We start from the raw sequence: 11,785 nt of genomic DNA on the forward strand, positions 1-11,785 counted from the left end.
TTTTACTCCTCTATCATGGTAATATAAATTTCACTAAAATGGTCTTGCTGCTCACAGTTAATACTTTTTACTTTCATTAATTCCAAAATGGCCAAAAAAGTAACTACTACAAATTCTTTTGAGCTTTTATCAAAAAGATCGGTAAAACGTCTTTTTCCTCCAACAGAAAGAAGTGATTGTTTAATCTGGTCCATTCTGGTTTCTATCGGTATTTCTTGCCGTTCTATCGTCGTTTGTCTTGGTGACCGAGTCACTTTTTCCTGAAAGACTTTCTGCATTGCCTGCAGCATGTCATAAAGCGTTACATTTGTTACCTGCTGAGCTGTTTCATCTTTTTCGAACTGGCTTAAATCAAGCGGTTCTCTAGTATAAACTAAGCTTCTTGCAGCTTCTCTCTCTTTTAATTCATCTGCTGCAAACTTATATTTCCTGTATTCGATTAACCTTCTCACCAATTCGTCTCTCGGATCTTCTTCCACGTCTAATTCCATCTGCTGATCAAGAAAATCATCTTCATGCTTCGGCAGTAGCATCTTGCTTTTTATCGCAAGCAAAGTTGCAGCCATCACTAAATATTCACTGGCAACATCCAGTTTAAGCTCTTTCATGGTATGTATATATTGCAAGTATTGCTCCGTAATTATCGCTACAGGTATATCATAAATATCTACTTCGTATGTTTGAATTAAATGAAGCAACAAATCAAGCGGACCTTCAAATCCATCAAGCTTCACACTATATTGCATAACATTTCCCCAGTTTTTATCAACGTTTTTTGTATTATAAAATTATATCATAATTTCAACATTCAGAAGCTGTATTTTTATTCGTAAGAAGCCTATGTTAAACTAAATGCGTAAAAGCAAAGGGGTGGGGACAAAGTTGAATTATCCGAAAGCTTGGATTGATTATTTAATTTATTTCCATACTGATCAAGATTTTTTTGAGTGCCATGAAGTACTCGAGGAGCATTGGAAGAACGAAGGTATGAAAGGAAACCTATGGCCGGGGCTCATCCAGATCGCTGTAGCTCTTTACCACCAAAGACGCAGTAATATGAACGGTGCAAAAAGAATGATAACAAGCGGAATTCAAAAACTCTATGAAGAAAGAAATGCTTTGATTGAATTAGGATTGGATGTTGATACCTTATTTGAAGTACTAGAGAACAGAAAAAAAGAAATTGATCAGCAGAAAGAATTTACTTCTATTGCACTCCCTATGAGCCATCCTCTTCTTCACGCTTGCTTAAAAAAATCAGCAAAAACAGAAGAAGATTGGAAAACAAAGAGAATTCCTGATGATCAAATCATTCATAAGCATAGATTAAGAGACAGAACTCCAGTTATCGAAGAAAGAGAAAAACAAAAATTGCAGAAAAAACGAACTTTATAAAAAATGTGCTAGAATCCTTGCCATTCGCGGTACCCGGCAAGGATTTTTTTGCATAACGTATAAATTTATGTTTTTTATCAGGGTAATTTTCAATTTATCCATGGTAATGGCCGCTTTTTCCACATCTAAAATATTTATCGAAATTTCCGACAGACCCTCCTCTTCTATTTCCATAAAAAAAGCTCCGGAGACCCGGAGCTTTAGTGAACTAATGATTATTCTTCCCAAACCTTAACTTCTTTCATTACATCGCCTTGCTTAATGCGCAAAACAGTATCCATTCCTTCAGTAACTTGTCCGAAAACTGTGTGAACACCATTCAAATGCGGCTGAGGCTCGTGTACGATAAAGAACTGGCTTCCACCAGTGTCACGGCCAGCGTGAGCCATTGATAGAGATCCTGCTACGTGTTTGTGAGGATTTCCTTCAGTTTCACATGGAATTGAGTAACCTGGGCCCCCTGCGCCAGTTCCAGTTGGATCTCCGCCTTGTGCTACGAAACCAGGAATTACACGGTGGAATGTTACTCCATTATAAAATCCTTCGTTTGCTAGCTTTTCAAAGTTTTCTACAGTTCCAGGTGCTTCTTCTTGGTATAGATCAAATAATATCTTTTCACCATTTTCAAATTCGATTGAACCTTTTTTCATTAAAATAGGCCTCCTTATGTTTCATTCACCTACCATTGTACGGTGAAATGACATCCTCGTAAACTAATTTACACAAAAACCTTTGATTTAAGGGGTACATCCTGTCTAACTAAGTCTTCGTAAGTTTCTCGCTTAACGACAAGCTGTTCTTCACCATTTTCTACAAAGACAACTGCTGGACGCTGTATTCGGTTATAATTGTTTGCCATACTGTATCCATACGCTCCTGTACAAGATACAGAAAGATAATCTTGATCCGTCACTTCAGGCAGCTCCAAATCCCAAATGAGCATATCCCCGCTCTCACAGCACTTTCCTGCAATTGATACTGTCTGGGCAGGCTTATCGTTCATCTTGTTTGCTGTATATGCGTCATATTTTGCTTGATAAAGGGCTGGACGGATATTATCTGTCATACCGCCATCAACTGAAACATAATGTCTAACGCCTTCAATCTCTTTTTGTGAACCGATCGAATAGATCGTTGTCCCAGCATCTCCAACGAGCGATCTTCCCGGTTCAATCCATAATTCAGGCATTGATTTTCCTTCGAATTGAGCCATTTTACGATTAACTTCATCAATCATTGCCATTACATACTGTTCTGGCTCAAGAGGTGTGTCATCAGAAGTATATTGAATACCGAAACCTCCCCCTAGATTCACTACTCGAGGAAAATATTGATAGCTGTCTTCCCAAATCGCAAAGTGGCTAAACAGCTTATCAATTGCTAACGTAAAACCTTCCGTTTCAAAGATTTGAGAACCTATGTGACAATGTATGCCAAGTACCTCGAAAAACTCAGACTCAAGGACTTCTTGCAACGCCTTATCTGCTTGACCGCTTCCTAAGTCAAAACCAAATTTAGAATCCTCCTGCCCGGTTATGATGTAATCATGTGTATGGGCTTCAATACCAGGTGTAAGTCGCAATAAGATCTTGACTTTCTTATTCACTTGTCTGCAAAGTGTCTTTAAAAGATTTATTTCATAAAAATTGTCTACTACAATACAACCTACTCCTGCTTTAAGTGCGAACTCTAATTCCTCAACACTTTTGTTGTTGCCATGAAAATGGATCCGTTCTGCAGGAAATTCTGCTTGGAGTGCTGTATAAAGTTCCCCGCCGGATACAACATCCAAACTTAACCCTTCTTGATCCATGAGCTGAATGATCGCGATGGAAGAAAATGCTTTGCTGGCGTATGCTACCTGATATCCAACACCCTTTTCTTCAAATGCTTTCTTGAATCCTCTCGCTCTAGTTCTTATTAAAGAAACATCATATAGATAAAGCGGTGTGCCATACTTTTTTGCAAGTTCGACCGTATCTGCTCCGCCTATCCAAAGATGATTATTTTCTCCGATTTTAGCTGTGCCATGTAAATTCACAATTAATCCCCTCTCCATGATGATGGAGAATTCAATCCCGACAATACAAAAAGACAGCCGTAATTAAGGCAGGCTGTCTTGACCGTGCCCTCATGTCGGAATAGCTCTCCACTACTGTTGTAGTGACAGTCCGCTGCTTGTTCAGCAGCGGCCCAGCATAAAAAGAAATGGATCTCCTTCTACACTTCGGCAAATTGACCTTTCGTCATATTTCATCGTCTTCCATGAACTCCATATGCTACTTATTCGTTTTGCGCCTCTACCTCAAATGAGGCATATATTGAATTAATTATGAATTTTAGCATAATTTTTCTTAATCCACAAGGGACAGATACATTAGTTTGGCTGCTTTTTTCTATTCTGCGGATGTACGATGCTAGGACGCACTTTTGACAGCGGCACGGCAACCCGTACAAGAATCTGCAAAAACGCTTTTGGATTAAATGGTATGAACGGCCATAGATATGGCGTGTTTAAATTTTTTATGGTGCTTAAGTAAAGAATAAACAACGTTACTCCAATCATGTAGCCTGGGACCTTAAACAGTACCACTAATACTATAAGAACAAGTCTGGCTACTTTATTCGCTACACTAAGTTCATAACTTGGGGTCGAGAACCCACCAATTGCTGCTATGGCCACGTACAACATAACCTCTGGAACAAACAAACCAACATCTATTGCAATTTGACCGATCAGAATTGCAGCAATCAGCCCCATTGCCGTTGAAAGTGAGCTTGGAGTATGAATGGCGGCCAGCCTTAAAATATCAATCCCAATTTCAGCAAACAAAATTTGCAGGAACAATGGAATATTCGTTGTTTTATTAGGTCCAATAAAGTCTATAAAGTCAGGCAGCAGCTGTTGTTGCATTGAAAATAAAAGCCACATCGGCACCAAAAAAACGGACATGATTATCCCGCTAAAACGAATCCATCTTAAGAAGGCACCGATAAATGGTGTTTGCCGATATTCTTCTGCGTGCTGGACGTGATGAAAAAGTGTAGTCGGTGTGATCATTACACTTGGTGTAGTATCCGTGATGATTAGTACATGCCCTTCCATTAAATGCTGCGCGGCAACATCTGGTCTTTCTGTATACCGTACGAGTGGAAACGGGTTCCAGCCTTGCTTTACGATAAACTCTTCAATGGTCTTATCCGCCATGGGAATCCCATCTATTTCAATTTTGCTTAGTTCTTTTCTGATAAGATCTACCAGACCAGGGTCAGCAACATCCTGGATATATGAAATGCAGATATCCGTCTTTGATCGTTCGCCTACTTGCAGAATTTCATGTCTAAGTCTTTCATCCCGTATTCTTCTTCTCGTAAGAGCTGTATTAATAATGATGTTTTCTGTATAGCCGTCACGAGCTCCCCTTACAACTTTTTCAATATCCGGTTCTTCTGGTGACCTTCCCGGATAGCTTCTCACGTCTACAATAAACGCTTCTTCCTCACCATCAAGAAAAATGACGATCAATCCTGAAAGCATACGGTCTACCGCTTCATCAAGTGATTTTGTAAGTTCAACCTGCTGATGGGCCAGGTGATTATGTACAAGTTCCTTTACTTTCCCAGGAGATCTGTGGCCATGATCCATATCCATAAGCTCGCGATAAAGCATTATAATAAATTCACTGTCGCAGAGGCCCGTGCAATAGTAAAGCTGAAGCTCTTTTTTAAGCACGAAAATCTTGCGTACCCCAACATCAAAACTGACTCCGATACCAAGACGGTCCTTTAAGAACTTTTCGTTCTCTTCAATGTTTTTACTGATCGGTGTTTTGTTTTTTGTATTTGCCATGAGATTCGCTCCTTTCTAAAATGAGATTGATTGCCTTCAAAGTAATGGGAGCTCCTTTTTCTACGGAATCAAATCCGGCCATTTTGCCGATGTCCCCTACCCCGATAATGAAAGGAAGATTCAATTCATCTAAAATATAGACCGTATCCCCATTGATTCTTCCAGTTTCCAAATCAGGCACTCCGCTTTTATCAATCCCAAACTCAGTGAGTTCACCATATCTGTCCATCGAACAATGAACCTTTGTCCATTCTGCAAAATGCGTTTTAGATGCGACTGCAACCGCACCGATAACTTCAATGTCCTCTTGTTGATGAATAATTCTCATAGCCTGCTCACCAGGACCTTCACCTTTAAAGCCACAGTCATCAAACATTACAAGCACAGGATCATGAGGGGTTTTACGGATCATTTCAACAAGTTCTTCACCGCTTTTTTTAGTCGGATTTCCCCAAGACTGTGAAATACAGCGTCCGCCAATTATTGTGGCAGCATGTTCAACAACCCGAAGCGCATAAAGATCTCCATCAGTTATAAAAATAACCCGTTTTTTCACCCTCAATCACCCCTTTGGTTCGAAGATAACTGCAACTAAAAATCCAAAAAGAATAGCAGATGATATACCTGCAGAAGTTAATTCGAAAATCCCCATTGCTATACCGATAAATCCATGTTCATCAGCTGCTGCCATTGCTCCGTGCAGCAATGAGTGTCCGAAGCTGGTGATAGGAACAGTAGCACCGGCTCCTGCAAATTTAATGAGGTTATCATAAATACCGAAAGCATCCAGAAAAGCTCCAATTACAACAAATGATGATGTAACATGGGCAGGTGTCAATTTTAAAATGTCCATCATTAATTGACCAACTACACAAATTAGTCCCCCTACAATAAAGGCCCATAGAAATTCCATCTTACATACCTCCTTCCGCCCGCTCTAAAACTACTGCATGAGCGACAGTTGGAATTGTTTCTTTTTGCTGGACCATCACAGGATTTAACAGTGCACCTGTAGCGACCATCATCACCTTCTTTAAGTTTCCTTTTCGTATTTCATCCAGGATATAGCCATAAGTTACGACTGCCGAACATGCACAACCGCTTCCCCCAGCAAACACTTGCTGATCTGAACGATAGACCATTAAACCGCAGTCACAGTGATTATCAGAAATGTCATATCCTTGTTCTTTAAGAAGCATTTTTACTATTGGGGCTCCGACACCTGACAGATCTCCCGTAGCGATAAGATCGTATTCGTCAGGTGAGACATTCATCTCTTTAAAATGGGCAGCAATCGTATCTGCCGCGGCAGGAGCCATAGCTGAACCCATATCAAAAGGATCTTTAATACCCAGATCTACAACCTTTCCTACTGTAGCTGAAGTAATCTTTATATCTGATACCTCTTTACTTACTAGTGCCGCACCTGCTCCAGTCACGGTAAATGTTGCTGTATCTGGTTTTTGCCCGCCATATTCAGTTGGATATCTGAACTGCCTCTCAGCAGTTGCATTATGTGAACTGACCGCCGCAATAACTCTGTTTGCATAACCGCCGTCTACCAGGGCGGCTCCAAGCGCAAGAGATTCCATAGAAGTAGAACAAGCTCCAAAAACCCCTAAAAAAGGGATACCGTTTCCTCTGGCTGTATAATTTGAGGATACAATCTGATTTAAAAGATCTCCTGCAAGCAAAAAGTTAATGTCTTCAGGGTTTAGTTTTGATTTCTTTAAACAGAAATCAATTGCATCTTCCATCAGCTGCCGTTCAGCCAGCTCCCAATTTTTTTGACCGCAATGTAGATTGTTATAAGTCTTATCAAAATAGCTTCCGAGCGGTCCTTCACTTTCCATTGGACCAACAGCAGTACCAGCAGCATTCAAATAGATGCTGTTTGCAAATTTCCATGTTTGTCTGCCTAATAAATTCATGAGCTCACTCCTCACATCACATGCTGAAATATATATCTGATCATTCCAAAAATGTAAGCTGCAACCGCTCCAAAAACAATAACGGCACCGGCTAGTTTGAACAGGTTTGTTGCGACACCTAGTACTAGTCCTTCGCTTTTATGTTCTAGGGCAGCACTCGTTACAGCGTTAGCAAAACCCGTTACTGGTACAACTGATCCCGCTCCACCAAATTGCCCGATCTTATCATAGACACCAAGACCTGTCAGAAGGGCAGCGATCAAAATCAGGGTTGCAACAGTTGGGTTACCTGCTGTTTCTTGTGAAAAATTAAAGAACGTCATATAAAAATTTTGTATCGCTTGGCCGATTAAACAGATTAAACCGCCTACGAAAAATGCTTTTAAGCAATTGATCACATATGGAGGTTTAGGCTGTATTGGTTTAATTTTTTCAGCATAAGCTTGTTGTTCTTCTTTTGTTGCCATGTTGTTTCACTCCACTTCTTAATGATTGATATAATAGATCCAATGAAACAAGGACCCCGAAATTTTTCCAAACACAATGGCCATTAATATAATGATAATTTTTTCACCAAAGCCCACACGCTTCGCTAAAATCGGCAAAACATTTAATACCTCCGTTAATGCAGCGGCAAGCATTCCGACAAAAATACCAGCCAGTAAGCCGACCGGTGCAAGAATTATCGGAGAAAATGAAAATGAAGCATTTCTCAAGTTCATCCATCCCCCTAAAACCGCACCAAGTATAATGCTTAGCTCGTAACTTCTTATAAAGCTGTAGGTTTTTGAAAGCTGCATAAGCCTTGGTACAATCCCCAGAACCGTTATCAATGCAACGAGACCTGAACCTACAGTTATACCTCCGCCAAATCCAATAAAGGCAATAAGCAAAACTTTAATCGTCATTGATTTTCTTCTCTGTTTCTTTATTTTCATGGACGATTACATACTGATCGAGGTCTTGCTGGTAATTGAACATTTCTACTTCGAGCGGACTTGGTTCTTCATTAAGCCTTTTTCGAAACAAATGATTAAAAAATAGAATCATTCCGAGCCCCAGGCCAAATGAATAAGGAATCTGCAACAGCAGTGGCTGCTCCTTATAATGCCCAGTAATCATGTAATAAATTTTCTGATGAACAAGCTGCATGCTGACATCTTCATGAAAATTCATAATGGCAAGAGCCGAACCCGTGAAGAGCAGAAGCCACACGAGTACAAAATATACTGGAGCTAATGTTTTTTGTTTCATCTGGATTTCCAAGATGGACTGGGCGGGTCCGATCGTCTGAACATCGATCTCTTGGTTATTCTTTTGAATCGTACCTATTACCCTCATTACATCGATAACAATTAAATGTTTATCTTCGGGGGTTACTTCATGAATGATATATTTTTTAATCTCCCTTTCTTTTTCATCTGATGCGACGATTTGCGCTACATCTTCAATCGTTACTTTCTGATGCTGAAGGACTTGAACGCGTTGCCGCATACGAAGGTATATTACTTTATCCAATTTACTTCGCCTCTTTTCTTCAGCGCATTTGTGTTTAGTATGCGATTTGGCATTTCTAATCATGCTTTACAACAGAAAACAACCAAAAACTACCACTAAAAAAATAAAAAACCAGATAAGACTTATTAAGTCTCCATCTGGTTTTTCATAAATAACAATATTTTCTTTTCGAGTCTCGATACTTGAACTTGTGAGATGGCAAGCCGTTCAGCTACTTCGGATTGGGTCTGGTCTTTAAAATATCGTAAATACACGATTAGACGCTCCCGCTCATCCAGCTTGTCCATAATATCTTTTAAAGCAATTTTATCAAACCATTTACTTTCTGCATGATCTGAGATTTGGTCTAAAAGAGTTATTGGATCACCATCATTTTCATAAACAGTCTCATGTATAGACTGAGGTGCTCTTACAGCGTCCTGTGCCATAATAACATCTTCCACCGCTACTTCTAGATATTGAGCGACTTCATTAATCGTCGGTGTCCGTCCAAGAGATTTAGATAACTCGTCTTTAGCCTTCCGAACCTTGTTGCCAGTCTCTTTCAGAGAGCGGCTTACTTTTACTGTTCCGTCGTCACGTATAAAACGCTGAATCTCGCCGATAATCATCGGAACAGCGTAGGTCGAGAATCTTACATCGTAAGACAGATCAAATTTATCCACTGATTTTAACAGACCAATACTGCCGATTTGGAAAAGGTCATCTGCTTCATAACCTCTGTTTAAAAAGCGCTGAACCACAGACCAGACAAGCCGCATATTTTTTTCAACAATCGTATCGCGGGCGTGCTGGTCTCCTTCCTGACTTTGTTTAATTAATAATTTTATCTCTTCATCCTTAAGAAACGGTTCGCTTTTGCTGCCTTTCACCTCGACATCCATAGGCATACTCCCTTAATTACACATAGCTTTATTTTTGGTTAAGTATTTTGTCAAGTGAATCGTAGTTCCGTACGACGGTTCTGAGATGACTTCAACTTCGTCCATAAAATTCTCCATGATCGTAAAGCCCATTCCTGAGCGTTCCAGCTCTGGCTTAGAAGTATATAGAGGCTGTCTCGCCTGATCTAGATCAGGTATCCCCAAACCTTCGTCACGTATCGTAAGGTGGATAGTGTCCTCTTCTATTGCTGCCTCAATGTAAACCATGCCGGTTGCTTTATTTTCATAACCATGGATAATTGCATTTGTAACGGCTTCAGAAACAACTGTTTTGATTTCAGTTAATTCGTCCACAGTAGGATCGACTTGGGCAATAAATGCTGCAACAGTCACACGGGCAAAGGATTCGTTTTGACTTAAAGCTGAAAACTGAATCTTCATTTCATTTCTCATATTAAGCCACCCCCAATGCCTGCAGTGCAAGCTCTTCATCTTCCTCAAGCCTGATAATTTTAAATAAGCCTGACATTTCAAAAAGTCTTTTTACAGCAGGTGAAATAGCGCATACCACCATTTCTCCATCCTGATTCTTAATTTGTTTATAACGGCCTAAAATGACACCAAGACCAGAGCTATCCATAAAACTTAAACCTTCTAAATTAAGAATGATGTGGTTTACGGTATGCTTTTTCAAGTAATCTTCCACTTGTGATCTGAGCAAGTCTGCTGTATGGTGATCAAGTTCTCCGTCTAAGCGGATACACAAAACAGTGTGTTTAAGTTCCAGATTGACAGCTAATCCCACGCTATCCTCTCCTTCTTTTTTGGATAACGTGATTTTCTATAAAAATAGACGAATTCCTTCACTGATGACAAAACTAGTGGGAATTCGCCTATAAATGTCAAGAATAACAATGATTTATAAAGATTTTGACATTTGCCCTGCTGTACGTTTAAATAATTTCCACCAGGAAGCTTTCTTTATCGTTTCTGAAGCTAATACCGGGCTTTCTGTAATGAGGTCTTTGCCGTTCCATATCTTCAAAGAACCTATCTGCTGCCCTTTTTTAACTGGCATTTTTAAATCTTTATCAACCGTGACCTCTGTTTTAATCTTTTTAACAGCTTCTCCTTTTTTCAATAAGAGAGAGATATTCTCAGAAGTTACGACTGGAAGTTTTGGTTTGTCCGCTTTCTGTACTTTTACTTCTTTTACGATTTCATGACGATCAAATAATTTTTTTGTTGAGAATTGAGTAAATGCATAATCGAGCATAGAAGTTACCTGGGCGTTTCGTTCTTTCGGCGTTGGTGCTCCCATTACAACAGCTATTACTCTCATTCCATTTTTATTCGCTGTAGCTGTCAAACAATATTTCGCTTCATTTGTAAATCCTGTTTTTAATCCATCCACACCAGGATAAAACTTAACAAGACGGTTTGTGTTTACAAGCCAGAACTTCTTGTCTGTATCTTCACGCAAATAATCTTCATATAGTCCAGTAAATTTAGTTACTTCTTCATGTTTAAGAAGCTCTTTCCCCATGATCGCCATATCATGTGCAGATGTATAATGACCGGCTGCCGGAAGACCTGTAGCATTCTTAAAGAAGGTATCTTTCAAACCTAATTTCTTAGCTTTATCGTTCATCAAACCTACGAATGAATCTGCAGATCCTGCAATATGTTCTGCCATTGCAACGGATGCATCGTTTGCACTTCCAATCGCGATGCCTTTAACCATATCTTCTACTCGCATTTCTTCTCCAGGTTCCAGGAATATTTGCGATCCGCCCATGCTTGCTGCATAATCACTTACACGAATTTTATCGTTCCAGCTGATCTTCCCTTTGTCAATCGCTTCCATTACTAAAATTAACGTCATAATTTTAGTCATACTTGCTGGCGGAAGCTTTTCGTGGCTGTTCTTTTCATATAATATACTTCCACTGTCTTGTTCCATTAATATAGCAGAATGACTTTTTTCAGCTAGTTGTACTTTTTCTTTTTCCGCAGCTTCCGCTTTCGGAACGGAAAATGACGCTAACAGACACAAACTCAATAAACCTGAAATCAAGGCTTTCATACTTTTCCCTCCATTCATATAGCTTTATTTTTTCCATAATTTTTCACTTTATACCGTATTTGCCATGTGTGATAGATAAGAAAAGTTTTGTTTTTGAAAGTATAACTATCGCGGAGTAACC

15 protein-coding genes and 1 riboswitch are annotated in these 11,785 nt (G+C 39.6%); of the genes, 1 reads left to right on the forward strand and 14 read right to left on the reverse strand.

The features are described 5' to 3' along the window. Positions 1-2: 2 nt before the first annotated feature. Entirely contained in the window at positions 3-746 is a 744-nt protein-coding gene (locus ABE41_RS12110; protein ID WP_066290605.1) for a segregation/condensation protein A, read from the reverse strand. A gap of 136 nt (positions 747-882) precedes the next feature. Here ABE41_RS12110 and ABE41_RS12115 point away from each other — a divergent pair, with 136 nt between their 5' ends. Further along, positions 883-1,395, forward strand: coding sequence for a DUF309 domain-containing protein (locus ABE41_RS12115; protein WP_172827357.1), 513 nt, complete (start codon positions 883-885; stop codon positions 1,393-1,395). Positions 1,396-1,610: 215 nt separating this feature from the next. Here ABE41_RS12115 and ABE41_RS12125 read toward each other — a convergent pair whose 3' ends face one another. The 13 genes from ABE41_RS12125 to ABE41_RS12185 all read right to left on the reverse strand — a co-directional run bounded on the left by ABE41_RS12125 (position 1,611) and on the right by ABE41_RS12185 (position 11,664). Beyond that, the gene (locus tag ABE41_RS12125; protein ID WP_066290613.1) at positions 1,611-2,045 is read right to left on the reverse strand and encodes a peptidylprolyl isomerase; all 435 of its coding nucleotides are present in this window, start codon (positions 2,043-2,045) and stop codon (positions 1,611-1,613) included. Between the two features lie 68 nt (positions 2,046-2,113). Beyond that, the gene (gene lysA, locus ABE41_RS12130; protein ID WP_156774265.1) at positions 2,114-3,436 is read right to left on the reverse strand and encodes a diaminopimelate decarboxylase; all 1,323 of its coding nucleotides are present in this window, start codon (positions 3,434-3,436) and stop codon (positions 2,114-2,116) included. A 93-nt stretch (positions 3,437-3,529) separates the two neighbouring features. Further along, positions 3,530-3,706: riboswitch (Lysine riboswitch) on the reverse strand. A gap of 66 nt (positions 3,707-3,772) precedes the next feature. Then, positions 3,773-5,245 (reverse strand): spore germination protein, encoded by a 1,473-nt coding sequence (locus ABE41_RS12135; protein ID WP_066290619.1) that lies wholly within the window; start codon positions 5,243-5,245, stop codon positions 3,773-3,775. Further along, positions 5,211-5,807, reverse strand: coding sequence for a stage V sporulation protein SpoVABEA (locus ABE41_RS12140; RefSeq protein ID WP_156774266.1), 597 nt, complete (start codon positions 5,805-5,807; stop codon positions 5,211-5,213). The genes ABE41_RS12135 and ABE41_RS12140 overlap by 35 nt, the downstream gene beginning before the upstream one ends. Next, complete coding sequence (spoVAE, locus tag ABE41_RS12145) at positions 5,808-6,158, reverse strand: stage V sporulation protein AE (protein WP_066290624.1); 351 nt, start codon at positions 6,156-6,158, stop codon at positions 5,808-5,810. A gap of 1 nt (position 6,159) precedes the next feature. Beyond that, positions 6,160-7,176 carry a stage V sporulation protein AD gene (gene spoVAD / locus ABE41_RS12150; protein ID WP_066290625.1) on the reverse strand — a complete coding sequence of 339 codons (1,017 nt, stop codon included), beginning with the start codon at positions 7,174-7,176 and terminating at the stop codon, positions 6,160-6,162. A gap of 11 nt (positions 7,177-7,187) precedes the next feature. Further along, complete coding sequence (spoVAC, locus tag ABE41_RS12155; protein ID WP_066290626.1) at positions 7,188-7,643, reverse strand: stage V sporulation protein AC; 456 nt, start codon at positions 7,641-7,643, stop codon at positions 7,188-7,190. Between the two features lie 18 nt (positions 7,644-7,661). Beyond that, the gene (locus tag ABE41_RS12160; protein WP_066290627.1) at positions 7,662-8,084 is read right to left on the reverse strand and encodes a stage V sporulation protein AB; all 423 of its coding nucleotides are present in this window, start codon (positions 8,082-8,084) and stop codon (positions 7,662-7,664) included. Further along, positions 8,074-8,694: a stage V sporulation protein AA gene (locus ABE41_RS12165; protein ID WP_066290629.1), complete on the reverse strand. Its 621-nt coding sequence runs from the start codon at positions 8,692-8,694 to the stop codon at positions 8,074-8,076. Before ABE41_RS12165 ends, ABE41_RS12160 begins: the two co-directional genes overlap by 11 nt. Positions 8,695-8,819: 125 nt before the next feature. Beyond that, a complete protein-coding gene (sigF, locus tag ABE41_RS12170) occupies positions 8,820-9,578 on the reverse strand; it encodes an RNA polymerase sporulation sigma factor SigF (protein WP_066290631.1) in 759 nt (252 codons plus the stop codon). 12 nt (positions 9,579-9,590) lie between these two features. Next, positions 9,591-10,031, reverse strand: a complete 441-nt coding sequence (gene spoIIAB / locus ABE41_RS12175) for an anti-sigma F factor (protein WP_066290632.1) — start codon at positions 10,029-10,031, stop codon at positions 9,591-9,593. Between the two features lies 1 nt (position 10,032). Beyond that, positions 10,033-10,383 carry an anti-sigma F factor antagonist gene (spoIIAA, locus tag ABE41_RS12180; protein ID WP_066290635.1) on the reverse strand — a complete coding sequence of 117 codons (351 nt, stop codon included), beginning with the start codon at positions 10,381-10,383 and terminating at the stop codon, positions 10,033-10,035. 114 nt (positions 10,384-10,497) lie between these two features. Beyond that, positions 10,498-11,664 (reverse strand): D-alanyl-D-alanine carboxypeptidase family protein, encoded by a 1,167-nt coding sequence (locus ABE41_RS12185; RefSeq protein ID WP_066290637.1) that lies wholly within the window; start codon positions 11,662-11,664, stop codon positions 10,498-10,500. Positions 11,665-11,785 lie beyond the last annotated feature (121 nt).

The sequence above is a fragment of the Fictibacillus arsenicus genome, from assembly GCF_001642935.1.
GTDB classification, from domain to species: Bacteria; Bacillota; Bacilli; order Bacillales; family Fictibacillaceae; genus Fictibacillus; species Fictibacillus arsenicus_B.